This window comes from Leptolyngbya sp. BL0902 (genome assembly GCF_016403105.1).
Lineage (GTDB): Bacteria > Cyanobacteriota > Cyanobacteriia > Phormidesmidales > Phormidesmidaceae > Nodosilinea.
The window spans coordinates 486978-511809 of sequence record NZ_CP046155.1; the positions used below are offsets into that span (position 1 = coordinate 486978).

General features: G+C 56.4%; 23 protein-coding genes. 13 read left to right on the forward strand and 10 right to left on the reverse strand.

The window, feature by feature from the left end; genetic code table 11:
• Nucleotides 1-46 precede the first annotated feature (46 nt).
• Together GFS31_RS02255 and GFS31_RS02260 are read right to left on the reverse strand one after the other, a co-directional pair.
• Entirely contained in the window at nucleotides 47-859 is an 813-nt protein-coding gene (locus GFS31_RS02255) for a carbon-nitrogen hydrolase family protein (protein WP_198806678.1), read from the reverse strand.
• Between the two features lie 127 nt (nucleotides 860-986).
• A complete protein-coding gene (locus GFS31_RS02260; protein ID WP_198806679.1) occupies nucleotides 987-2096 on the reverse strand; it encodes a YheT family hydrolase in 1110 nt (369 codons plus the stop codon).
• Between the two features lie 120 nt (nucleotides 2097-2216).
• On the opposite strand from GFS31_RS02260, the gene GFS31_RS02265 reads away from it, so the two are divergent.
• Entirely contained in the window at nucleotides 2217-3389 is a 1173-nt protein-coding gene (locus tag GFS31_RS02265; RefSeq protein ID WP_198806680.1) for a 5-(carboxyamino)imidazole ribonucleotide synthase, read from the forward strand.
• Nucleotides 3390-3449: 60 nt separating this feature from the next.
• Here the strand turns inward: GFS31_RS02265 and GFS31_RS02270 are convergent, their stop codons facing one another.
• Nucleotides 3450-3980 carry a DUF937 domain-containing protein gene (locus GFS31_RS02270; protein ID WP_198806681.1) on the reverse strand — a complete coding sequence of 177 codons (531 nt, stop codon included), beginning with the start codon at nucleotides 3978-3980 and terminating at the stop codon, nucleotides 3450-3452.
• A gap of 162 nt (nucleotides 3981-4142) precedes the next feature.
• Nucleotides 4143-5480: a DUF4912 domain-containing protein gene (locus GFS31_RS02275; RefSeq protein ID WP_198806682.1), complete on the reverse strand. Its 1338-nt coding sequence runs from the start codon at nucleotides 5478-5480 to the stop codon at nucleotides 4143-4145.
• Between the two features lie 585 nt (nucleotides 5481-6065).
• Between GFS31_RS02275 and aqpZ the strand changes: the two genes are divergently transcribed.
• Nucleotides 6066-6809, forward strand: a complete 744-nt coding sequence (gene aqpZ, locus GFS31_RS02280; protein ID WP_198806683.1) for an aquaporin Z — start codon at nucleotides 6066-6068, stop codon at nucleotides 6807-6809.
• A gap of 147 nt (nucleotides 6810-6956) precedes the next feature.
• Here the strand turns inward: aqpZ and GFS31_RS02285 are convergent, their stop codons facing one another.
• A complete protein-coding gene (locus tag GFS31_RS02285) occupies nucleotides 6957-7682 on the reverse strand; it encodes a succinate dehydrogenase cytochrome b subunit (protein ID WP_198806684.1) in 726 nt (241 codons plus the stop codon).
• Between the two features lie 244 nt (nucleotides 7683-7926).
• Nucleotides 7927-8430 (reverse strand): HNH endonuclease, encoded by a 504-nt coding sequence (locus GFS31_RS02290; RefSeq protein ID WP_198806685.1) that lies wholly within the window; start codon nucleotides 8428-8430, stop codon nucleotides 7927-7929.
• 636 nt (nucleotides 8431-9066) lie between these two features.
• Here GFS31_RS02290 and GFS31_RS02295 point away from each other — a divergent pair.
• The 6 genes from GFS31_RS02295 (at nucleotide 9067) to GFS31_RS02320 (ending at nucleotide 15963) form a co-directional block, all read left to right on the forward strand.
• Nucleotides 9067-9954 (forward strand): hypothetical protein, encoded by an 888-nt coding sequence (locus tag GFS31_RS02295; protein WP_198806686.1) that lies wholly within the window; start codon nucleotides 9067-9069, stop codon nucleotides 9952-9954.
• 280 nt (nucleotides 9955-10234) lie between these two features.
• Complete coding sequence (gene pruA / locus GFS31_RS02300; RefSeq protein WP_198806687.1) at nucleotides 10235-13234, forward strand: L-glutamate gamma-semialdehyde dehydrogenase; 3000 nt, start codon at nucleotides 10235-10237, stop codon at nucleotides 13232-13234.
• A gap of 305 nt (nucleotides 13235-13539) precedes the next feature.
• Nucleotides 13540-14289, forward strand: coding sequence for a helix-turn-helix domain-containing protein (locus GFS31_RS02305; protein ID WP_198806688.1), 750 nt, complete (start codon nucleotides 13540-13542; stop codon nucleotides 14287-14289).
• A gap of 306 nt (nucleotides 14290-14595) precedes the next feature.
• Nucleotides 14596-14736 carry a hypothetical protein gene (locus GFS31_RS02310; RefSeq protein ID WP_198806689.1) on the forward strand — a complete coding sequence of 47 codons (141 nt, stop codon included), beginning with the start codon at nucleotides 14596-14598 and terminating at the stop codon, nucleotides 14734-14736.
• Nucleotides 14737-14911: 175 nt separating this feature from the next.
• The gene (locus tag GFS31_RS02315) at nucleotides 14912-15190 is read left to right on the forward strand and encodes an aldehyde dehydrogenase family protein (protein WP_198806690.1); all 279 of its coding nucleotides are present in this window, start codon (nucleotides 14912-14914) and stop codon (nucleotides 15188-15190) included.
• Between the two features lie 137 nt (nucleotides 15191-15327).
• Entirely contained in the window at nucleotides 15328-15963 is a 636-nt protein-coding gene (locus GFS31_RS02320; protein WP_198806691.1) for a peroxiredoxin, read from the forward strand.
• Nucleotides 15964-16196: 233 nt separating this feature from the next.
• On the opposite strand, the gene GFS31_RS02325 is transcribed toward GFS31_RS02320, so the two are convergent.
• From GFS31_RS02325 to GFS31_RS02340, 4 genes are all read right to left on the reverse strand, one after another.
• Nucleotides 16197-16382, reverse strand: a complete 186-nt coding sequence (locus GFS31_RS02325; protein ID WP_198806692.1) for a hypothetical protein — start codon at nucleotides 16380-16382, stop codon at nucleotides 16197-16199.
• Nucleotides 16383-16749: 367 nt separating this feature from the next.
• Nucleotides 16750-18048, reverse strand: a complete 1299-nt coding sequence (gene codB / locus GFS31_RS02330; protein WP_198806693.1) for a cytosine permease — start codon at nucleotides 18046-18048, stop codon at nucleotides 16750-16752.
• Between the two features lie 97 nt (nucleotides 18049-18145).
• Nucleotides 18146-19243: a thiamine phosphate synthase gene (locus tag GFS31_RS02335; protein WP_263974884.1), complete on the reverse strand. Its 1098-nt coding sequence runs from the start codon at nucleotides 19241-19243 to the stop codon at nucleotides 18146-18148.
• A gap of 110 nt (nucleotides 19244-19353) precedes the next feature.
• Nucleotides 19354-19821 carry a DUF3124 domain-containing protein gene (locus tag GFS31_RS02340; RefSeq protein WP_225907537.1) on the reverse strand — a complete coding sequence of 156 codons (468 nt, stop codon included), beginning with the start codon at nucleotides 19819-19821 and terminating at the stop codon, nucleotides 19354-19356.
• Between the two features lie 310 nt (nucleotides 19822-20131).
• On the opposite strand from GFS31_RS02340, the gene GFS31_RS02345 reads away from it, so the two are divergent.
• From GFS31_RS02345 to GFS31_RS02365, 5 genes are all read left to right on the forward strand, one after another.
• Nucleotides 20132-20905 (forward strand): MBL fold metallo-hydrolase, encoded by a 774-nt coding sequence (locus tag GFS31_RS02345; protein WP_198806695.1) that lies wholly within the window; start codon nucleotides 20132-20134, stop codon nucleotides 20903-20905.
• Nucleotides 20906-21207: 302 nt separating this feature from the next.
• On the forward strand, nucleotides 21208-22515 hold the full coding sequence (locus GFS31_RS02350; protein WP_198806696.1) for an aminopeptidase P N-terminal domain-containing protein: 1308 nt from the start codon (nucleotides 21208-21210) through the stop codon (nucleotides 22513-22515).
• Between the two features lie 35 nt (nucleotides 22516-22550).
• A complete protein-coding gene (locus GFS31_RS02355) occupies nucleotides 22551-23021 on the forward strand; it encodes an ATP-binding protein (protein ID WP_225907538.1) in 471 nt (156 codons plus the stop codon).
• 12 nt (nucleotides 23022-23033) lie between these two features.
• Nucleotides 23034-23819, forward strand: a complete 786-nt coding sequence (locus GFS31_RS02360) for a TIGR00297 family protein (protein WP_198806697.1) — start codon at nucleotides 23034-23036, stop codon at nucleotides 23817-23819.
• A 454-nt stretch (nucleotides 23820-24273) separates the two neighbouring features.
• Nucleotides 24274-24471, forward strand: coding sequence for a hypothetical protein (locus GFS31_RS02365; RefSeq protein WP_198806698.1), 198 nt, complete (start codon nucleotides 24274-24276; stop codon nucleotides 24469-24471).
• The last annotated feature ends 361 nt before the right edge of the window (nucleotides 24472-24832 follow it).

Genomic DNA, 24832 nt, shown 5'->3' on the forward strand with positions numbered 1-24832 from the left:
ATCGGCTGGGCCTAGTCGCCGCCCTAGGACAGCAACAGGAAGCAACCTACACAAACATGCGGTGGGAGAGGGAGGGCATTTGGCGGCGCACCTGGGCAATGCGGTTGGGGTTGATTTCGGCGATGGCCACCCCGGTGGCGGTGCCTGCATCGGCCAAGACCATGCCCCAGGGGTCGATAATCATGGCGTGGCCGTGGGATTGGCGACGGCTGTTGTGGAACCCGGTTTGGGCGGGGGCAATGACGTAGCAGGTATTTTCGATGGCGCGGGCCTGCAAGAGCACCTGCCAGTGGTCTTTTCCGGTGAATTCGGTGAAGGCGGCGGGCACCACCAAAAGCTCAGCTCCCTGCTGGGAGAGGTGGCGGTAGAGTTCGGGGAAGCGCACGTCGTAGCACACCGACAGGCCAATGATGCCGAAGTCCTTAGACGGGAAGACATCGGGCAGCAGGTGGCCAGAAATCACAATGTTGGATTCGCGGTAGGTGTTGCCGTCGGGCAGGTTCACGTCGAACAGGTGAACTTTTTCGTAGCGCAGCAGCTCTTGGCCTTCGGGGGAGACCAGCAGGGCCGTGTTAAACACCTTGCCTTCCTTAGCTGGAACGGGATAACCGCCGCCAATCAGCGTTACCTGGTAGCGCTGGGCCATGGTTTTGAGGAAGGTTTCGCTGGCCTGACAAATCTGCTCGGCCTGGGCAATTTTGGCGTCCTCATCCCCCAAAAAGGAGAAATTCTCCGGCAGTGTGACCAGTTCTGCCCCCTGGCGCACCGCTAAGTCAATTAACTCCTCGGCCTGGGCCAGATTTTTGTCGAGGTCTGGCACACTGGTCATCTGTACGGCGGCTGCCCGGTAGGCTCTCATAGAATCGGCGATTGGGTGTAAGGTTGAACCTCAATTTTATGCGCTAGGGGTACCCTTAACGGGTGGGAATTGATTCTGAGAGAAAAATCCTTGCCGTCCAAAGCGCTAACCTATCCAAGGCACGAGCCTAACTGTCTTGGCGTGAGGCCATCGCCCCAACCCTAGCCCCAACGGACACAGGCGGCTGACTTTCTACCCAATCCAATACCCGATTCCAGGCCCACCAAGGATCGGGATCCTGGGCGAGGCGTTGCCCGGTGGGGCCGCTGTAGTAGCCAACATGGCCGCCGTACTCCGTCGCCACCACGTCTAGGTAGGGATTCTGCTGTCCCATCGCCACCAGTTCGGGCACCAAGTCGGGATGAAACAGCGGATCATCCGCGGCGTAGAGGATTAGGGTGGGCACCGTGAGATCTGCCAAAAAGGGTAGGGGGCAACTGGCCGCGTAGTAGTCTTCCACCGTGGCAAAGCCCAGGCGGGGAATCACCAGTTCATGGTCAAAGCCCCAAATACTGTCGGCCCGGTTGATGGCCTCTAGGTCAAAATCCTGGGGGTGGTATTGATGAAGCTGAAGGGCCAAACGGTTGAGTTCCTTAGCAATGGCTCGTTCCAGATACTTGCCCAAGGGCGCGGCCATTAGGTAGGGCAGGGATCGGTTAGCATCCAAATTGGGGCACACCACCGCCACGCCGCCGATGTCCTCCGGCTGCAGGGGGGAGTCTGCGGGCAAATTCATCGCCACTTTGCCTGCCCACAGGGCCAGTTGCCCACTGAGGGAATAGCCCACAAACCAGTAGGGCGGCGGACAGCCCAACGCTTTGGCCTGGGCCGCGAGGGCGAGGTAATCATCCCCTTCGTAAATGCCGTCGGAGGTGAGGGTGGGTGAGAGTTCCGCCGTTTTGCCGTGGGCGCGCCAGTCAAACAGCAGCACCCCATAGCCCCGGTCGTAGGCTTTGCGGCCTAGGATTTCTAGAAACCACTGATTTTCCAAACTACCCGTGATGCCGTAGGTGGCGATGAACGTGCCTTGGGCCTGGGGCGGTGCGGCCCATTGCCCAAAGATCGGCACCTGCCCCTGACCCGTAAAAACGTGGTCTTGGTAGGGCACAGGGGGAAGCTGAATAGTGCGCTGCCAGGTGTGTTTGGCCAGCAGGGCGATGTAGAGGGTCATCAGCAACCCAGATCGCAGATACCACGGCGGCAAAAAGGGCACATTTTGGCAGGAGGAAACAGGCATCGGCGCACCGTAAACGTTTAATAATGAACGAGCATCCTGTCCTTAGCCTGCCATGGTTTTTCCCCGTTGGCAGACTTGCCGCCCGTTTCCCTGCTGCATTCCCTTGAGTCTAACCTTGCTATGGCCCTGTCTAACCCCGCTGCCCAGCCCTCGATCCGTCGCATTGGTGTCATTGGCGGGGGGCAACTGGCCTGGATGATGGGGCCAGCGGCACAGCGGTTGGGCTTGGATCTCGTGGTGCAAACCCCTAACGAGGCGGATCCGGCGGTAGCCATTGCTCAGGCGGCGGTATTGGCTCCGGTGGATGATGTGGCTGGCACCACCCGCCTCGCTGACCAGTGTGATGTGATCACCTTTGAAAACGAGTTTATTGACTGTGCGGGGCTGCAACCCTTGGCCGACCGGGGCGTGATCTTTCGGCCTGGGCTAGAGGTGCTGGATCTGGTGCTGGATAAGCGCCACCAGCGCGAGTTTTTTGCCCGCATTGGCCTGCCTAATCCCCGCTACGCTGTACTAGAAGGGACCGAATCTGAAGTAGAGCTGCATCAAAAGGCGGCTGAGCTGGGCTTTCCTGTGGTGATGAAAACTCGCCGCCTGGGCTACGACGGCTACGGCACGGTGGTGGTGCGTACCCCAGAGGATCTGGTGGGAACCTGGAATGGCTTTGAGCGCAATCCGGTGCTGCTGGAGGAATTTGTGCCCTTCACCAAGGAGCTGGCGATCATGGTGGCCCGCTCCGCCACGGGGGAAGTCGCCCTGTATCCCACTGTGGAGACGGTGCAGGTGAACCAGGTTTGTCGGCGGGTGGTGGCTCCGGCAGTGGTCAACCCATGGGTGGCGGAAACGATGGCCCAACTTGGCCGCACCCTAGCGGAACAGTTGGACTTGGTGGGCATTGTGGGCATGGAATGCTTTCTCACCGAGGATGACCAGGTGTTGGTGAATGAAATCGCCCCCCGTACCCACAACTCTGGCCACTACAGCCTTGATGCCTGCGCCACCTCCCAATTTGAGCAACAGTTACGAGCGGTGAGCGATCTACCCCTCGGTTCACCGCAATTGACCTGTGCCCAGGCGGTGATGGTGAACCTGCTGGGCTTAGCAGAATCTGAGGCGAGCCACCAGCAAAAGATCGCCCAGCTTCAGCAGCGCCCCAACGCCACCCTATATTGGTACAACAAGGGCATTCGTCCTGGGCGCAAGTTGGGCCATGTCACGCTCTGTCTTGGGGTGGAGGACGATCCCGTCGCCGTGGCCGAGGAAGTTGAAGCGCGATGGTATGGCGAGGCTTAACTAGCTGAGGACAGGGTTTGTCACCCGTTGCCGGACGAGGTTAGCACCCCGGAAGCCTTCTCAGGCTTGGGCTGGAGGGTTGAGAAATCGAGTCGCAAAGTTGATCACCGTGCCTAGATCGGTACTTTGGCCCGGTTCAGACTTCAAAAACGCCTCCAGCAGGACGTTTTGTCCACTGGTACCCGGTTTGGCTGCCCCCATCCCCAACAGCCCCATGATGGCGGGAATGAGCTGGGGCAGCATCGCCTGAATTTGATCGGCCTGGATGCCCGTTTGCTGGGCTACGGCTTGAATAATTTCCTGCTGAAGCGGGCGCGGAATGGCCACCTGCAACAGCCCTAGACTGCCAGCCCCCGACAACTTTCCTAGCAGCCCCTCCAGGGCTCCAACACCAATGGCGCTGGCCTGATCCTGGAGAATGGGTTGCAGTTCCTGGCCCAAGCTATCCAATAGGGCGATCATCTGCGCCATCTCAAGCCCTTGGCGGCTGGCCAACTGTTGCAGCGCCTCCACCACCGATCCGAGTTGATCCACACTGCCCTGCTGATGAGGGTTGTTGATGGCTGTCAACACATCAAAAAATAACGACATAGGCACTTTCTCCTTCGGCATCTCCCACGGGTACCATGCTACGGCTTCCAGCACCGCACCGCCTCAATAATTTGTAGGGGAATCAACGGTAGGGGAATCAACGGTAGGGCAATCGGCGATGCCATCTGCCCAAAACGGCATGGATCAGACCCTAGCCAACTCCTAACAGGCAGGCACTCGCACGGGGCTAGACTTGGCCAACACCTGCCACTGACCGCTCCCGGTTAGGTAGCCCACTTCGATCAGGTAATCTCGGTCGTCGATGGCGATGGGCAGGGTCAGGCTAGCTTGGGGAACCAGGTCTACTTCAAACTCTTGCACGCTATTGGGGCCAAGGGAGAATCCTCCAGGTAGCTCGGTTACATCATAGAGCCGTACGGTGAGTCGGCGTTTGCCTGTCCGCAGGTCGTTGACTTGGTCGGCAGACAGTTCCCAATCGGCCTCGGCACTGCGGCAGGTGGCCGCCGTGAGGGAAGCGCGGGCCGGGGCGCTACTGGTGCGGGGAATCGCGGCTGGCGCAACGCTGATGCTCACCTCCGTCAGGCCGGGGATGTGGCTAGCGTTGGGGGGCTGCGTGGGGTCTGGTGTGCTCACCTCCAGCAATGACCCGCCGGACAACCGTTCCTCGGGCGGTATATCTGAGGTCGAATCGGCCATTGCAGAGCCAGTCGCCCCATCGGCAGCGGTTAGGGAGGATGACTCCACATCAGCCTGGGCCGGAACCCGCACCGGAGCCGACTGCACCAGGGTGTGCCACGTATCAGCCTCGTCCTCATAGCCTAGTTCTACCCGGTAATGGCGATGGGCGCGGGCAATGGGCAGATGTTGATCGCCCATTGCCACCGTAGCGCAGGCCCAGATTTGGGCGGCGGCGGGTAGGTTTACCGGAGTCTCATCATCCGCGTCGTGCAGCTTGAGAAAGGTGGAGTATCGGCGATCCGCCAGGATGCTCACCTCTGAGGGGGGCAACTCCCAATAGACATAGGCGGCTGTGCTAGTTCGAGGTGTGAGAATGATACGGCGCTGGGCCATTGCCGTTACGTCGGTGCCTAGCGTGACCGTTGCTAAAGGGATAGGCACGCTGAGATCCCTCTCCTCCTCGGCGATCCTAGGGGCTGTGGGCGCATCGATGCTTGGAGGCGCTTCTTCCACTCCCCTCACGGTGGCTAGGCCTTTAGCCCGATCACCCTCAACCGGATTTCCTAGCCCAAGACCGCGATCTGACTTAGGTGTAGCTACAGTCTTCGCTGAAGGAGGAGCCGCCTCGCGCAGTCGCCACCACAGCAACGCACCCAACCCAGGAAGCGCTAAAATCCACGGCCACCAGGGTACATCGCGGCCAGCGCCCTCTGGGGATATCACCTCCTGGGAAGGCCCATCCACCGAGGCCAACAACCGCTGATCGGAGGCGAGAACGGCGGAGCCAGAAAACACAATAGCCACCGTGAATCCGAGCAATGCAGCGGATAACGGCGGAGAAACACGGTGGCGGTGGGTCATCGCTAGGGTACAGGGCACAAGGGCCAGAAAAAGGCGAATTGCCCTTGGGGGGCTCACATACTGTAACGGTAACAGTTCCCAGGCTCAACCCCATCTACCCTAGCCTGCCGAGGGCTAGGCTGACCGATTCTCCCCAGCCCCACCAAGGGCAATGGAAGGCCAAAGGACAAAACTCTGGAACGGTGTTAACCCCATGGAGCGAAGCAGCGAGATTCGCTCTAGGCATAGGGGGGCTAGTCATGGGGATTAGTCATGGGAGCCTATTCATACAAAAACCAGCCCCCTGAAAGGGAGGCTGGGAAAGGTTGGTCGTTCCATCTATGGTCGTTGTACCAAGTGTACGAAGAAAAGATAAGGAACCCGTAAGAAGTGGCACCCAAATAACGTCCAGAAAATACCCCTTGGCCATCAGCGTTGTTCCATCTCCCTTGCTCGTTAAGATTCTTTACTTATTAGTCTCTTATGATCTCCCCCTAGCATCTCTTGCTAGACAGATGTGCGGTATAAACATGAAGTAGCGTTTCGTCTGATACGAATGCTACCAAGTTCGGAAAAGTCTTAAAAGATTCTTGAGGAGTGGGGTAAATGCCTCTAACAAAACGTTGTGCCGCTGAATTTTTCGGCACGTTATGGCTGGTATTGGGTGGCTGCGGTAGTGCGGTCTTTGCCGCCAAGTTTTTGGTGGATGAGACACAGTTGGGCCTGGGCTTCTTGGGCGTCTCCCTCGCCTTCGGTCTAACCGTGCTTACCATGGCCTACGCGATTGGCCACATCTCTGGCTGCCATCTCAACCCGGCGGTGTCCTTTGGTCTGTGGGCCGGGGGCCGCTTCCCCAGCAGCGAACTGCTGCCCTATATCGCCTCCCAAGTGGTGGGGGCCATTGTGGGTGCTGGGATTATCTACCTGATCGCTAGTGGTCAGCCTGACTTCGTGATTGACAACACCAGCGGCAACCCCTTGGCTACCAACGGCTTTGGGGTGCATTCTCCCGGTGGCTATAGCCTGTTTGCTGCCCTGATCACCGAAGTGGTGATGACCTTCTTCTTCCTGATGATCATCCTCGGTGCCACAGATTTCCGGGCTCCGGCGGGTCTGGCCCCCATCGCTATTGGTATGGCCCTCACCCTCATTCACCTGATCAGCATTCCTGTCACCAATACCTCGGTGAACCCGGCCCGCAGCACTGGCCCTGCCCTGTTTGTCGGTGGCCCGCTGCTGGCTCAGCTCTGGCTGTTCTGGGTGGCTCCCATCGTGGGTGCTCTGCTGGCAGGTTGGGTCTATTCCAACTTCTTTGAGGCCGAAAGCCCCAAGGATATTGCAGCTGAGTAGACCGCTTTGTGGCGAGAGGCTGATGGTTTAGTCAAAAAATAGCCTGTTTGCCGTTTAGCTTAACCCTAGCCCGGTGCGAAGACGGGCTGATAAGAACCCTAAAGTGCGCTGGAATCTTTCTTCGGCGCACTTTTTTATGCGCTTAGATTAAACAATCAGACCACCATAGATGGCCCAGGGTAAGGCCACAAATCCTAGGGCAATGGCTCCGGCTAGCAGCGCACTCACCCCATAGGCGAGGGGCCGAATTCCTGCATGGAGTGCCCCCAAAGACTGCACCGCACTCCAAACCCCATGACGTAGGTGAAACCCCAGCCCCAGCAACACTGCCGAGTAGCCCAGAACATAGGGCAATTTATGGAAGACTTCCACGACCAGTCGCGCCAAATCCCTCGCCGCGTGGCCGTCCAACTCCGTGGAGTAATAGGGGCCAAACTTGAACGTCCACAGGTGTAGACCCAGAAACACCGCTAGGATCGATCCTGTGATGATCATGGTGCGAGAACTGAGCGATTGATAGCTGTTTTCGCCCACGGATTGATACTCGGCGTAGCCCTCTGGCCGTGCCCGTAGCCGTCCTACAAATACGCTCATGCCTACTCCAATATGGAGCAGCGCAATACCCACAAGCAGCCCCTCTACTGCATAAAGCAGCACACCCCAACGGGCTAAATGCTCGGCATAGGCATTGTAGGCATCATGGCCCAAAAATAACAGCAGATTGCCCGCCATGTGCACCAGCACAAAGCCTGCCAGGGCCAGACCCGTTGCGCCAGAAATCAGCTTTTTGCCAATGGGCGACCGATAAAACCGCACCAGCGGCGACTGAGGCTTAACTGCGTGGGAGGCTGGGGTTTTAAGAACGTTAGTCATTTAAGAACGTTAGTCATAGGATGTCGGGCAGAGCAAAGAGTCGTTAGATACAGTTCCTAGGAACCCAGGGGCGAAGTGGGATAACTGGCAGGGGCAAACCTAGGGCTTTGATGTGTGTGAGGGCAGTCGTCAACGCTAGATTGCTAGGGTGGGGCTAGGCGATAGCGATCCTGCACAGGGGGCAATTTTAACCTCGATGGGATGGCTAGAACCCCTCGGAGGGTTGAGAGTGAATCTATCGCATTTAAGATAGCCCAATCACGTATTTTCTCCATTCTTGGTGAACACCGCTGTGGATGTGGCGAGTGACTTCAAAATAGAGGCTGCTGTGAGGTTTGCGTGGCTGGGTTAGCAAGGGCATTTCCGCTTCTCTGGGGGTGCGGTTGCCCTTTTTCACATTGCAGCGCACGCAGGCTGCCACCATGTTTTCCCAGGTTTCGCCGCCGCCGCGAGAACGAGGCACAACGTGATCTAACGTCAGCCCCTCACCGCCGTTGTAGCCACAGTATTGGCAAGTGTGATGATCCCGCTGAAGCAGGTTGCGACGGGTGAGGGGAATATCTTTGTAGGGCACGCGCACATAGTGGCGCAGGCGAATCACTGTTGGCAGCGGAAACCCGGCATAAATGTACTTGCCGTTGTGCTCTAGCTGTTCGGCTTTGTCTTTAATCAGCAGTACCGCAGCGCGCCGCCAACTCGTGATGTTGAGTGGCTCATAGGAGGCGTTGAGTACCAGAACCTTACTCATCCGCGTCGATTGGGGTAGGGGGAAGATTAGCCCGATGGTAGCACAGATACCCAGAGCCGGGGTTGGCCTACGCAACTGGTGCCACCAGGCTGTATCTTGCGCCTTGAGCACCACCCATGCCTGGATGCAGTAGATATGTTTCAATTTACATGTTTTATACCGCGATTTTGAATGATGCAAAACCCAGAGAAATCTCTAGAAAGCTTACTATAGCTGCATCTTGGCTCTAAAGCATGACTACGCCAGTTCAAAGAGCTTGATAGAGAAAAGTATAAAAGATACATCTAAAATACTTAGATGACTAAAGTTTAAAACGCAGATTCCTGACTCAGCTTGTTTTTTTGATCTGTGCATCCTACTAAAATCATACATTTTTGATTGAAATGTAGAATTTCAGTAAATCCTGGATGTTGTGGGATTGCACTCCTGGATGGCATGAACTACTGTAATGATAGGCATAGAGAAAAATCGATTTGTCTCTCAGTCGATTTTTCTGAACCAGCCAACTTTTTGACAAATAGCATTGACTATCCATTGACAAAATGGCAGTGGATAATCAATGCTGCTGTAAACTGAACCTCTTTCTTTTAGCGATTTCCCCTGCCCTGACTGATTTAAAGCACGGAGAAGACAGAAATGTCAGCATTAGAAGTATCAGAACCCGATCTTGATGTTCACTTATTACAAGATGGATTTGCTATAGAGAGAGGTGTATTGAGCGCAGAAGAAATCCAAAGACTGCGAATTTCCTTGAAGGCTTACTTTCGATTAGAGGGCAAGCAAAATTTCTATGGAGTTACTCAGTCAAATGCAGCTATCAAGATCCCTGACATTAGCTGGATTTGCTACCATGATAAAATCCTCGATGGTGTTCGTAGATCGCTAGGCACTGCGGATATTATGTTCACGAGCCACTGTGATGCCCACGTCAGAACCTTAGCACAATGGCATAAAGACGATGGGGAAAGCTCCAATCCAGGAGGGTATTTTGGCCAAACTACCTACGATATCCCCGATTGCAGAGTATATAAGGTTGCCGTTTATTTACAGGATCATCGCCATAATCGGAGTGGGCTAACGGTACGACGAGGCTCGCATCGACGGGCTTCCCTCGTTGAGGGAGAATCTGTCTGCCTAGATACTGCCGCAGGAGATATTGTCATTTTTGACGTGCGCTTAACCCACCGAGGCCAAACCGCATCTCTACCCATAAGAATGGCTAAGCGATCCCTGAACTCCCTTCAATCAGCATTTAGCAAACTAGAGTCATACTTCCCCTTTTATTCTCAAGCCAAGCTGCCTAATCTATCTTTTCATCAAGCAGGCGAGCGCATGGCTATTTTTTTCACCTTTGGGTTGCCCAACACATTTACTCAAAACTTTGCCATTGCCAATATGGCTCGTCAATGTCGAGAGTCGGGCTGTGAAAATTTTTTGCTTCCGCCCGATGTACGCCAAGCGTTTCTTCAAAAAGGCGTTCTCCTTGCTGAAGATGTATTTACCGCCTCACAGATGGGTTTCTAGATCGTGAAAAGTCGCTAAGTTCGGCGTTATAAGCGCCAATAATGCAAAGGCTGAATCTGATGAGTGATGTATTCATTGATAATGGAGTGAGAAGTAATAGCTAGCATGGGGTTCAGACTCAGTTCACACTTAGAAGAACTCAGCGCCCCTGCTTTCGGTAGTGCTAGATACGGAAGCGAAAATTAAAGACAGGGAATCTAGATAAAATATCTGGCCTAGTGCTGCCGTTAGGGCGGGTTTTCCCGGAAGATGGAGGGAGGGAACCTCAGGAGAAACTACCGTGATCGCCCCAGCCCATAACCCCCAAACCAATGCGATTCAGTATGAAGCGAAGACCCTGGCTATTGCCAACGCGCTATTATTAGCCAGCCGCGAGAAAAAGAATATTTTTGCCCAAATGCGCGACCAAATGCGCTGGGACGACAAAATTATGGACTTTGCCATGGGGAATCCTGGCTTGAAAGTCCAACTCTTTCGCTTTATTGACGCTCTACCCGCCCTGCGCAGCAAGCCAGAAATTGCCCGTCACCTGCAAGAGTACCTATCCGCCGAAGAGGTGGAGCTACCCGCTGCCCTGAAGGGACTGTTGAACTTCACGAACCCCGATTCCGTTCCTGGTCAACTGGCGGCGACCACGGTGGCCCCGGCGGTGGAAACCCTGGCCTACCGCTACATTTCCGGCGACACCATCGAGAAATCCATCAAGGCCATCGAGCGAATGCGGAAGGACAAGCTCACCTTCACCATGGATTTGCTGGGCGAAGCGGTGATCACCGAAACCGAAGCCCAGGCCTATTTGCGACGCTACCTGGATTTGATGGAGCAGTTGTCCGCTGCGGCGAAAAGTTGGAAGCCCGTAGATATCATCGATACCGCTGACGGCAAGGAAATTCCCAAAGTCCAGGTTTCCGTCAAGCTCACGGCCTTCTATTCCCAGTTCGACCCGCTGGATGCGGCGGGCAGTCGGGCCAAGGTAAGCGAGCACATCCGTACCCTGCTGCGACGGGCTAAGGAACTGGGTGTGGCGGTGCATTTCGACATGGAGCAGTACCGCTACAAGGCGCTGACCCTGGCGATTTTGAAGGACATTTTGATGGAGGCGGAGTTCCGCCAACGGGACGACATTGGCGTGACCCTGCAAGCCTACCTGCGCGACAGCTACCACGACCTGAAAGACCTGGTGCTGTGGGCCAAAAATCGCGCCACCCCCGTCACCGTGCGCCTGGTGAAAGGAGCCTACTGGGATCAGGAGACCATCACGGCGCGGCAAAACGGCTGGCCCAGCCCGGTCTACAGCGAAAAGATCTCCACCGATGCCAACTACGAGCGCATGACCCGCCTGCTGCTGGAGAACCACGGCACCCTCTACGCCGCCATCGGTAGCCACAATGTGCGCTCCCAGGCCCACGCCATGGCCATCGCGGAGGAACTCAACATTCCCCGTCGCCACATCGAGCTACAGGTGCTCTACGGCATGGCCGACAAACTGGCCAAAACCCTGGCCGACAAGGGCTTTCGGGTGCGGGTCTATGCCCCCTTTGGGGAACTGATTCCGGGGATGTCCTACCTGATTCGGCGACTGTTGGAGAATACGGCCAACAGCTCCTTCCTGAAGCAAAGCCAGGAAGACGTGCCCGTCGAAAACCTGCTGGCGGCTCCAGAATTTGTGGGCGAAGACATCGAAGGAGCCGAGCGGCAACCCGTGGCGGTGCCCTTCCCCAATGCGGCGGATATTGATTTTGCCGTAGCTACCCAGCGCACCCTGTCCGCCGAAGCCCTGAAAACCGTCCACGCCCAACTGGGCCAGCGCTACAACCCGATCATCAACGGCGAATCCCTGGACACCGAGTTGGTAGTGGACTCCGTTAACCCCGCCAAACCTGCGGAAATTGTCGGCAAACTGGGCCTCGCCAGCCAAGAACAGGCCGACCAAGCCATCGCCGCCGCCAAAGCTGCCTTCCCCGCCTGGGCCGCCACTCCGGCGAAGGAACGAGCCGCCATTCTGCGCCGCGCCGCCGACATTATGGAAGCCCGCCGCCACGAACTGAATGCCTGGATGGTCTATGAGGTGGGCAAACCCCTAGGGCAGGCCGACCCAGAGGTGTCCGAGGCCATCGACTTCTGCCGCTACTACGCCGACGAAATGGAGCGCCTAGACGCGGGCTACGCCTACGACTATCCCGGCGAAACCAACCGCTATCGGTACTTCCCCCGTGGGCTGGCGGTGGTAATTTCTCCCTGGAACTTCCCGCTGGCCATCGCCACGGGCATGACCGTCGCCGCCCTCGTCACCGGGAACTGCACCATCCTCAAACCCGCCGAAAACTCTGCGGTCATCGCCGCCAAGCTGGCCGAAATCCTGATCGAAGCTGGGATGCCACCTGGGGTGTTTCAATACCTGCCCGCCAAGGGTTCCACCGTGGGGGCGCACCTGGTCAACCACCCCGATGTCCACATGATCGCCTTCACGGGTTCCCGCGAAGTGGGCTGTCGCATCTACGCCGAAGCGGCCCAGTGGCGACCGGGGCAGCGCCACCTCAAGCGCGTGATCGCCGAAATGGGCGGCAAAAACGCCATCATCATCGACGAAAGCGCCGACCTCGACCAAGCCGTGCAGGGGGTGGTCTACTCCGCCTTTGGCTTCAGTGGCCAAAAGTGTTCCGCCTGCTCCCGCGCCATCGTGGTGGCCTCGGTCTACGACACCTTCGTCCATCGCCTCGTGGAAGCCACCCGCTCCCTCAATGTGGGCGATCCGGCCCAGCCCAGCACCAAGGTTGGCCCCGTCATCGATGCCAAGGCCCAGGCCAACATTCAGCAGTACATCGAAAAAGGCAAGGCCGAAGCCACCCTCGCCCTGGAAATGCCCGCCCCCGCCACGGGCTACTTCGTTGGCCCCACGGTGTTCACCGACGTACAACCCGATGCGGTCATCGCCCAAGAGGAAATCTTCGGCCCCGTCCTCGCGGTGATCAAAGCCCAGGACTTTGATGACGCCCTCCGCATCGCCAACGACACCGACTACGGCCTGACGGGTGGCCTCTATTCCCGCACGCCCTCCCACATCGAGCGGGTGCAAACCGAGCTGGCCGTGGGCAACATCTACATCAACCGGGGCATCACGGGGGCGATTGTCTCCCGCCACCCCTTTGGCGGCGGCAAAATGTCCGGCGTCGGCTCCAAGGCGGGCGGGCCAGACTATCTGCTGCAATTCCTAGAACCCCGCCACGTCAGCGAAAACGTGCAACGCCAAGGCTTCGCGCCGATTGAGGGGGTAGATTAAGCTATTTCAGATGCCAGGGTTCTTTTGCGGACGGTCGATTTTCGTCGTCGCCCAACACAGAATCCTGGGATTTAACCCGTTAGCGTCTCACCAGATCCCAGGATTCTCTTGCAGGCAGACTATGCGTTCTGTCTAGGCAACGTAGAATCTTGGGATTTATAATAAAGGGTTAGCCTTAAAGCCTTAGTCTCCGTGCGGCTTCAGGCTATAAACCAACAGTTATTGACAACCTTTGGTTTATAGTCCATAATTGGAACCAATGAAGCCAAGTAAAACTCGATGTAACAACTCGACTTAGGTGCTTCATGAGAGTTAGGAAAGTTCAAGAAGTCATTTGTGACGATCTGCCAGAAAAACTCGAAGGTGTTAGGCGCAATGCAGGCATAAGTCTGCTGAAAATTTGCAAGCGTTTAGATATTTCTCCAACTTATTGGTATCGACTAGAGCGTGGTGAAACAGACACGATCAATTACGAGTTGATCCAAAAAATTGAGCAAGAACTTTCCTGTGATTTTGGCATTAATTTTCCAGATTCACCAAAACGTAATTCCAAAAAAGGAAGGCAAGGCATGGATTTGTCTAGATTGCAATGGATTAAAGTCGTTACTCCCCCTGCGGATTACCACTCTCATTGGGCCTATACTCCTCAAGAGATTGAGAAGATGAAGAATTCTGGTTCTCAGGTCATCAATCATGGCGAGACTACTATTTTTCCTCTGGGCTTTAGGGGTAAGCAGAATGTGCCTCTAGAGGTAGGTGATCTGATTGCTCTAAAACAGCACGCCAAAATAACTCACATTGTTGAAGTGTTAGATGAGCAGTTCTTCGGAACAGATGAATGGTCTAATCGCTATGTGAAGATTATTTGGTGGAAGCCGGACACTGATTGGGCCTCTCTGCCTCACGCCAAGGAGGTGCTTGGAGTTGATTTAACCCCAATGAAGGGAACTCCATATCTCTTTGATTCCTTCAAAGACTTTAGTAGCACGTGGAAAGGCCCAGATTCCCTAAAGGAATTCCAGGCTTTTGTTCTCAACCAACTGTCAAAGATCTAGTCCGTTAAATCTGAAGTAAGGAGTAGGTGAAGAAATGACAATGCCACCTGAGACTGTTGATGTCATCTGTCCCAAATGTGGACATCAATATCAAGACTGGTATCGACCCTCTGTTAATCTCGATCTAGATGATTTTGATGATGAGTATCTTGACGAATGCTCAAGTGCCGTCTGTCCTCAGTGTGAACACAAAGTTTATTTCAGCACGTTGACTGTGAAAGATAATGTGTTCTACCGTTGGTAACGGCAAGCTGGATTAGGGGACTCGGAGCTATAGGATTGAGCAAAACTCACGGAATTACCATAATGTCACCAGCCATTTCCGAATTGCTGCCTGCGATTGCCGCACTTTCCTCCGCTGACAAGTTTCGGCTAGTCCAGTGTGTTTTGGCCCAACTAGCCCAGGAAGCTGACATTGAAACTGTGGAAGCGCTAGAAGAAATGTAATCTATGGCTAGAAAAAAGAGTTTGCGCGGTGGCTTAAGGCAGTACGCTAATCCTGCATTAATAGAGTAGGAACAAGATGTTTGGCAAACCGTCGCAAGTGAGAAATATGAGCATTATTTGACAAAAAGATCAATAAGCTGATTCAAAAAGCAGACTAAGAGCGCCTGCTGTAGTTGTGGCCAACGAAGATCCTATCTTCGCCCCCGTCATCGTGGCCATCACAGCCCAAGACTTTGACGATATCCTCTGCATCTCCGACGACACCGACGATGGCCTCGCCGGAGAACTCTATTTCCGCCCGCCCTTCCCCATCGAGCGGGGGCAAACTGATCTAGCCGTGGTCAACCTCTACACCAACCGAAGCTCACGGAGGCACAATACTGGCCGTCACACCCCGGTAAACCCTGACTGTGATGGGGCCACCCCGGGAACTAGACGCCAATCGTTAAGATAATCCTCTAAACTCCGACCGGAATACCGGGGTTTATGCAAGAATAGGGAAACGATGGTGCCCATAGCGCACGAGTCGTTTGTCTGGAGGCGCGTGGTGATTGGCTACGCCCCGTTATTGAGATTCCTAGGAGATTTGCGATGACCCTACAACTTGGTGATCAGGTTCCCAACTTTACCCAGCAAAGCAGCGAGGGTGAAATCAACTTCTACGACTGGGCTGGCGAGAGCTGGGTAGTGCTGTTCTCTCACCCCGCCGACTACACCCCCGTGTGCACCACCGAGTTGGGCAGCGTGGCCAAGCTCAAGGGTGAGTTTGACAAGCGCGGTGTGAAAGTGATCGCCCTCAGCGTCGATAGCGCTGAATCCCACAACGGCTGGATTGGCGACATCAACGAAACCCAAGGCGTGGCCGTGAACTATCCCATCCTGGCCGACGAGGACAAGAAAGTGTCCGACCTCTATGGCATGATTCACCCCAACGCCAACGCCAAACTCACCGTGCGGAGCGTGTTTGTGATTGACCCCGCCAAGAAATTGCGCCTCACCATCACCTATCCCCCCAGCACCGGACGCAACTTTGCCGAAATCCTGCGGGTGATTGACTCTCTGCAACTCACCGATAACTACAGTGTGGCCACCCCCGTAGACTGGAAAGATGGCGATGATGTGGTGGTTTCCCCGGCCATTCCCACGGAAGAGGCTCGTCAGCGGTTCCCCAAAGGCGTGACGGAAATCAAGCCCTACCTGCGGATGACCCCTCAGCCCAACAAGTAAGTTTCATCCACACACTTCGGTCTGGCCCTAGGGGGCTAGATCGGGATGATCCAGGCGCATTCTACCGAGTGCGCCTTTTTAGATGGGCTATTTTCATGGAGCTTGCCTAGAATCTGATCCTCCATCCCGGTTGGTGAGAGTGATACTAGAGTGGGCCTTAGCTGCGAATGCGCCCTATGCCCCTTTGAGCATTCGGGGGCTTTGATGCGACTTTAGCTATCCGGCAGCATCTCCTAGGGCAAAAAGCCGGATTGCATGAGTTCTTGACTCCCAGTTAGGTTGGCACGATCCGATATCTGCTGCCCAAACCGAATCATATCGCTGAGGGAAAAGTCCATCCGCCATAGGCACAGGGCGAAGAGCATCCAGACCGCCGAACTAAAGACGATGTGGGATGCTTTGAGACCTTGGAAATGCATAGCCGACTCCAGACACAATCAGAGCGATAGGGAACAGGGATTTGAGGAGAGATATCTTTAGGTCTTCTACGTAAATGCCGAAGATATATTCCTTGGGTTCTATGTAATCCCCTATACCTAAACCCCAGAGGTTATCCGGAGGGAAATCCAGGCGTGAATATGAACTTCTGTAACGGTCGATCTGATCTGGGTGGGATAGGTTAGTAAAGTCTGAAAGCTTTTGTGACTATAAGGTTTGGGTCTTGTTTGAATGGCCGATGTCTGGCCCTCAAGCAAAACCCCTGAGCCCGGATGTCTCGGTGCCCAGGGGTCGTACTCTCCTGGTAAATACGGAGTTTGATTTGCTACAAGTCAGGTGCTTTCCCCATCAGTCTTGGGAATATTCGGTGCTGGGCCAGCTTTTGCTGAGCAAAACGTAGAGTACGGCGGCAGAGACGATGCCGTTGACCGGAGCAATGCCCCAGCCCCACTGATTGGACCCGTAGGCGATGGCTGAAGCCAGGATGTAGGCCAAAATTCCGGGCCAGCGGAAGGCGGGTTGGGGGCTTTCTAGGGCGGGGAATTGGCCCCGGCGATAAATCCAGTAGTCGGCCATGATGATGCCGCCGATGGGAGGAATAAAGGTGCCCAGCAGAATCAGGTAGTTGACCAGCATGGCGTAGATGCCGCCCCAGGCCATAAACAGCGCTAGGGTAGCTCCGCCCAGCACAAACAGGGTGCGCTTGCTGGTGCGGAACATATTGGCCCCGGCAATGGAAAAGGCGTAGATGGTGTTGTCCTGGGTCGTCCACATATTCAGGAAGAAGAGGATGAGGCCCCCCACCAGCAAGCCCTGCTGAACCATCACCTGCACGATGTCTGGCTCGCCGTAGACCTTGGCGCAGAAGGCCCCGGAGAAAATCAAAAAGCCGTTGCCCAGAAAAAAGGCAATCAGGGTGGCAATAAAGCCCACTTTGCCATTGCGGGCGAAGCGACTCCAGTTGGTGGCTTGGGTGCCCCCAGAGACAAAGGTGCCGACGATGATGGTGATAGCGGCACTCAGGGGCAGAGGATCTTCAATGGCGAGGGCTTGCAGCCCAGCAAAGCCGCCCACATCTCCTGCCGCGATAGACAGGCTGAGGCCCATCAACACCACCATGGCCGGAACCGCCAAACGGCTGAGCCAGTCCATGGCGGTATAGCCAAAGTAGGCTGTGGAGCAAAAGGCGTAGGTGAAGAAGAGGATAATCAGCCCATTCCAAGATTCGGGCACCCCGGCCAAACGGTTGAGCAACTGGGCCATTAGGGCTGAACCCCAGGCATACCAACCAATTTGGGTAAATCCCAGGATGAAATCCACCCAGCGAGATCCCACATTGCCAAAGCTGAAGCGGGCCATCAGCACCGTGGTGAGTCCGGTGTTCCCGGCGATGTAGCCCAGCAGCGCTGCATAGAGGCCCAAAATCAGGTTGCCAATCAAAATCAGGCCGATTAGATTAGGCCAAAACTGGAAGGAGGGGCCGATCAATCCTCCGGCAAATAGAGTGCCAGAGTAGAGGGTGAATCCGGCCAGGATGGGGGCTAGGGAAATAAAGGGGCGTCGGGCCGATGCTGGAACAGGGCCTAGGGGGTAGTCCTCATTGCCCGGGCGAGGTGGGGCAACAGGTGGATCGGTAAGGGTGGTCATGGCAATGGGTCGCAAAGGGTAATAGGCGAAATTGTAGAGAGCCTATTAGGTAAGAAAAGTGTTCTCTACAACCTTTATTGCCGTGGCTAGGGGCAAGCTAGGCCGAGCGTTTAGCCCCGTGAATCTGGGCTAGGATGGCTTGGGCCGCTTGGGTGGGGTCTGCGGCCTCCATCACGGCGCGGACGATGGCAACCTGCTGGGCTCCGGCTTGCAAAACCTCGCTTAGGTTGTGGGTATCAATGCCGCCAATGGCGAACCAGGGTACCGGGGCCTGGGCCGCTGCATAGCGTACATAGTCTAATCCGGCGGCGGCTTTGCCCGGTTTGGTGGGGGTGCTGTGGACGGGGCCAACGCCGATGTAGTCCGCGCCTTCGCGGAGGGCACGGTTCATTTCATCGGGGTTGGTGGTGGAGCGGCCAACAATGGCTTGGGGGCCAAGGATCTGACGGGCCACAGCCACGGGTAAGTCCGTTTGGCCGAGGTGGACGCCATCGGCCCCGACGGCCAGGGCTAAATCTACCCGGTCATTCACCAAAAACAAGGCTCGGTAGCGATGGCACAGTGCCTGCAACTGCTGAGCCCGCTGAAACCGCACCTCGTCCTCGGTGTTTTTGTCGCGATACTGCACTAGGGTGATGCCCCCCTTCAGGGCCGCTTCCACGGTGGCCACCAGATTGTCCTGGGGCGAGGTGACGAGGTAGATCGGAGATTGCCGCAGCCGTTGCAGCCGTTGTGCCCGTTGCCCGTCCATCAGGTCGCTTTCGAGGGTATAGACCTGATAGCGCATGGCTTTGCAGGCGGCGGCGAAATCGGCCCGATAGAGCTTGCCGTATTCCTCTAGCACCCGCAGCGCCTCCTGTACCCGGCAGAGGTTGGCCTGGAGCACGGCCTGGATGTCCTCCCGCTCGGTTTCTTGGGCGTGGGTGAGGGCCGTCCCCGGATCGCCAGGGGTATCGCGGGCTTGGCGGAGGTCGCGGGTGTGCCACTGGGCGAGGGTTTGGCGCAGGTGCTTGATCTGCTCAGTGTGGGCGGTATCGTTCAACCCAAACCGATACCATTCTTCAATAATCCGCAGCCCTTCCCTGGCCCGATCTAAATTGGCGTCTAGGATGCGATACACCGCTGTTTCGGAGGGGGTGGGCAGCGGTGAAAGGGTAGACTCGGCGGCGGACGGATAGGAGCTTTGGGCCTGCATGGACTCAGAATACGGTGAAGATACTGGGGGGCAACAAGGGGGACGTTTCCCCATCCTATCAGGTGCCTTCCTTGGATCTGCGCCTGCTCTAGCGGCTAGCCTTCCCTCGGCTAACGTTCCTCAATCACCCGGCCCAGACTGAGAAAGGAGACCCCCTGCTGGGAGGCGGTACTAATCATCACCGCCTCAATCACCGGATCGCTAACCGAGGTTGCCGCCCGCCAGGTGACGAGGAAATTGGCCCCGGAGCCACCGAAGGTATTGCCGCTTTCCACCACTACGGCGGTGGAAGCCAGCGGGCCAAGCTTTAGGGGTTGGCTGAGATAGGCCGTAACCAGGGTACCGCTGGAGTCATAGTAATCCACCGCTTCCACAAAAATGGGGTGGACGGGGTCGGTATTGCGCAGGCTTAGGGTGGCGGTGAGCTGAAAGGGGCGACTGGGGCCAAAGTCGTAGATTTCGGAATACACCGGAACGTAGACCACTTGCCCCTGGGCCACGGGCGGCAGTTGATCGGGGGCGATTTCCGTCACATTGGGGTTGACCGCCAACCCTAGGGGCACCCCCGTCGTGGGCATGGGGTTTGGGGCCGTTGAACGAGGGGGGCTCGGCGCACAGGCCGCCATCAACCCTACGGCGATCAGCCCACCAAGGCGCATCCCGACGCCCCTAGATCTGCCTCTAGCCGTGATTGCTGGAACCGTAAGCCAAAACCTGCTGTATCCCATCGCGTTGTCCTAACGTCCTAATCTTGCCCTCGCTCAGAATTATCGGGCTCTTGTCCAGTGCTGAAAACTGGCCTGGGAACCGCTTTACCGTGGGTAGGGTCAGTCTAGACTAAACTATCTAGGGCGACCTAATAATGCAGTGTGGGAGAGGAAAACGGCCATGAAACGGCGCAAACTATTGGGTTATGCAGGATCTGGGTTAGGGGCCACCGTGGGCCTAGGGCTGATGAATCGTCAGGCCGTCCAGGCGCAGCAGGCGGATCGGCTCACCCTCCGCAGTTTGGGCCACACCGCTTTTCTGTTTACCGGAGGCGGTCAGCGAATTTTGTCCAACCCCTTCCGCCGCCTAGGTTGCACCGAGGGCTTCCCTTCCCCAGCCCAGCCCGCCGACATTGTGATGATTAGCAGCCGCCTGCTAGACGAGGGCTACCTCAACGACCTCCCCGGCAATCCCCAGGTGTTGGCCGAGCCCGGAGTCTACGACATCGGCAGTCTGCGGATTCAGGGCGTGAGCGCCCCCCACGACCGCGAGGGCGGACGCCGCTTTGGCACCAACACCATCTGGCGATGGACGCAGGCTGGCGTCACGATTATCCACATGGGTGGCGCAGCCGCTCCCCTGCGGGTGGAGGATCAGATTTTGCTAGGACGGCCCGATGTGCTGCTGGTGCCCGTGGGCGGTGGCCCCAAAGCCTATACGGCGGAAGAAGCGGTGCAGGCCATCCAGGTGTTGCGGCCCAAGGTAGTCATCCCCACCCACTACCTCACGACCGCCGCCAACGACACCTGTGACCTTAGCCCCCTAGACGACTTCCTAGCACTGATGCAGGGCACCCCCGTCACCCGCGCTCCCCAGGGCACCCTTTCCATTCGGCCCAGCGATCTGCCCAACGAGGGGATGCGGATTCAGGTCTACCAATACCCCCGCGCCTAGGGCCTCAGCCGTCTGTGGGCGCAGTCCCCAGTGTGAGGGCGGCGGTATATGGCGCGGCTTTGGCGGCGGGATTACGTTATATATAAGTGCATAGATGACGGTGCAGGCTAGACCCAAACCCGTGGCAGAGGGCCGATCCCTGCCCTGGTCTTGGCAGGTTTTGACCTAGGCCAAAGGTGGCCAAGCGGGCCGCTCTCACCCCGTTGGGAGCGGCTGAAGCTGAGGGGGAGCCACACCCAACGCCTGGATCTCAAGTCTGCACCTACGTCGTACCGCTGTTCTTGTCGAGTTTCTGCATTCCTATGGTTAATGTCTATGCCCAGCGCCGCCAGCGCGTGATGGAGTTGATTGGGGGCGGTACCGCTATTTTTGCCAGCGCCCCTACGGCGGTGATGCACAACGATGTGGAGTATCCCTTCCGCCAAGACAGCAATTTCTACTACCTCACCGGGTTCAACGAACCGGAAGCGGTGGCGGTGTTGGCCCCCCACCACCGCCACCGCTTTGTGCTGTTTGTGCGGCCCAAGGATTTGGAAAAAGAAATCTGGTCGGGCTATCGGGTGGGCATCGAGCAGGCTAAGGAACGCTACGGAGCCGATGAGGTCTACCCCATTGCCGAGTTGGGAGAACATCTGCCGAAGTATCTGGCCCAGGCGGATCGGCTCTACTACCACTTTGGTCACGACCAAGCCCTCAACACCACGATCTTAAAGCAGTGGCAGCGGCTGTTGGCCACCTATCCCAAGCGCGGCACTGGCCCGGTGGCCATTGAAGATGCCGGATTGCTGATGCAAACCCTGCGGCGGGTGAAGGACAGCGACGAACTGGAACGGCTGCGGCGGGCCATCGCCATTGCCGCCAAGGCCCACAACCATGCGCGGGAGATTACCGCCCCCGGTCGCTACGAGTACGAAATTCAGGCGGAAATGGAGCACATTTTCCGGCTCGAAGGGGCGATGGGGCCAGCCTATCCCTCCATCGTGGCCTCCGGCGATAATGCCTGCATCCTCCACTACATCGAAAACACCCGCCAAATGCAAGCGGGCGACCTGCTGCTCATCGACGCCGGATGTGCCTACGACTACTACAATGCCGACATTACCCGCACCTTCCCGGTGGGAGGGCAATTCAGCCCAGAGCAGCGGATTTTGTACGAACTGGTGCTAGAAGCCCAACTCAAGGCCATTGACGCCGTGCAGCCCGGTGCGCCGTTTAATGCCTTCCACGATGCCGCCACCCGCACCCTCACCGAGGGCATGGTGGAGTTGGGCTTGCTGTCCGGATCGGTGGAGGATCTGATTGAAGAGAAAAAGCACAAGGCGTTTTTCATGCACGGCACCGGGCATTTTCTGGGGCTAGATGTCCATGATGCGGGCATTCTTCGCAACCCCGACAAAACCTGGAAACCCTTTGAGGCGGGCAACGTGGTGACGGTGGAGCCAGGGATTTATATTTCTCCCTATTACGAACCCGCCGAAGGCCAGCCCCCCATTGAAGATCGCTGGCGCGGCATCGGCATCCGCATTGAAGACGATGTGCTGGTGACGGAGATAGGGCATGAGGTGCTGACAACTGCCGTTCCCAAGTCTTTGGACGCGATGGAGCACTGAGCGATTACACTCTCTTAAGGGGCGGCGACTGCTCCATGAACGTTGGGCCTACCATGCAAGACAATGTAGCGGCACCAAAAACCAACTTGAGCTACCAACAAACCAGTCAAATTCAAGTTCCCACCGATCCCACAGCCCTGCAATCGGTGCTGACTTGGTTTGACCAGTTTCAAACAGCTCCCGTTCCCCGTCCTCTGTGGTTGCAGTGTCAACTAGCGCTTATTGAGGGCTTTACCAACGCCATCCGCCATGCCCATGGGGGCCTGCCCAGCACCACCCCCGTCACCATCGAAGTCAGCATTTCCAACCGCACCATCGACATCCGAATTTGGGATCAAGGGCCAGGATTTGACCTCAACACGGTGCTAAAAACCAAACTTCGCACCCACAGCCTCCATGACGAAGGCGGTCGCGGCCTAAAAATCATGTACCTCGTGGCCGATCACCTCAGCTATTGCCCCACCGACCAAGGCAACTGCCTCCACTTGCACAAGACCTATGCCTAATAAGAACACACCATGGCACTATCGACTGGGTTAACGGCCCTCTTCCCTTGGGTGGTGGGCGCAGGATTAAATACGCTGCTGCTGGGTCTTGCCTGGGGGCTGCCCAAAAAACTGCTCACCCCCGCCGGATACCTACATGCCTGGATATTGGGGGTGCTGGTGTGGGGTGCCCTAGGCTGGCAGGGCTATGCCGTGGTGATGGTCTACTTCCTGCTGGGCTCGGCGGTAACGCGGGTGGGCATGGCGCGGAAGCTAGCCGCAGGCATTGCCGAAGGTCGGTCAGGAGTGCGGGGGCCAGAAAATGTCTGGGGTTCTGCCCTGGTGGGTGCCCTCTGTGCCTTAGCCATCGTTGGGCTTTCCGTGGGGTTTGCAGCGGGAGAGCCCGCGCCCTGGCCTCAGTTGTTGGCTCTGGCCTACGTCAGCAGCTTCAGCACCAAACTGGCCGATACCACCGCCAGCGAAGTGGGCAAAGCCTACGGCAAGCGCACTTTTCTCATCACCACCCTTCAGCCTGCCCCTCCCGGCACTGAGGGCGCGGTCAGCCTAGAGGGCACCCTGGCCGGGTTGGGGGGATCTTTAGCCATTGCCCTGGTTGGCTGGGGCGTTGGGCTTATTCCTGTCTGGGGGATTGCCCTGTGCCTAGTGGCCGCCTTCATCGCCACCAACCTCGAAAGCGTGATTGGGGCAACCCTGCAAACCCAAACCCCCTGGCTTACAAACGAGTTGGTCAACATCATCAATACCGCCATCGGTGCTGTCCTAGCCCTTGGCCTGGGCTACGGGTGGCTGCAAAGATGACCGCTGACACAATCCTTTCACGCCCTTTTTGTTAGGAATTGTTAACCTGGGCCAAGAATTAACCGATGTTTTAGCCAAAAACGACATTTCCATCGGTTTATTGCTCTCCCAAGAGAACGGGGTGAGGGTAGCGCTCTAGGGAGAAATTGCGTATACCTACTTAGGCTTTTTTCTTGCTGACAGAGGCGGCGCAGCTTCGCTGACCGTTATTATCGGCTGATGATGGGCTTACTGAGAAACTTTACTGAAGAAATATGAATTCTTTCAGAATTATCTATAAAGGCTAGTGAATATTCTTAGGCTTTGTCTCAGTGTCTCCCCCGTCGCGGGTACGCTCCTCATCAGCGTTAATAGAACTATCAGGTTTTTAACACTGTTCTTTAGGGAGCGTCTACCCTCAGAATTCTTCCCTCTGCGGGCAAAAAGTATTCTGGGGCCGTAACGATATACCGCTATGAAGCAACTGACTTTGCAGTCCTCTTGTCCTCACCGCCTTGTGCTTACCATTGGCACCCTCTCTCTAGGAGTCATGCTGCTGTTTCAAGCCTTTGGTACGGCCTCGGTAGCCAGCGCCAACAGTCGCGATGAGTTCCCTGGACGGCGGCAGGGTGGCGGCACCCATTGGGTGATGCCCTCCGATAGTGCCCCCTAGTGGGTTGTCTTCCTATTGCCAAGTTGCCAGACTAATCCTTGTTGTCAGATTAAGTTGTCAGATTAATCTTTCGCGAGATAGCTTCACCTATACTAAATCCGAATCAAAGACCCCCTAAATCAATCGAGGTTTTCCTCGTTGAGGAGGCTGCACCAACGGCAAGCTCAGCCTGAGCGAGCTCGGTTTTTAATTTGGGGGTGAACAGCCGGGATTTAGGATTAAGCGTTCCTATGGTTGAAATCCCTCCATCTACATTGTGGGGATATTGACAGCCCATCAACCCTAGCCAGGGCCGCTTAGTCTCTGACGGGCACAACACTAAAAAGTAGTGGTCTCTCGTTGTCTACGAAGGTCTAGAGCG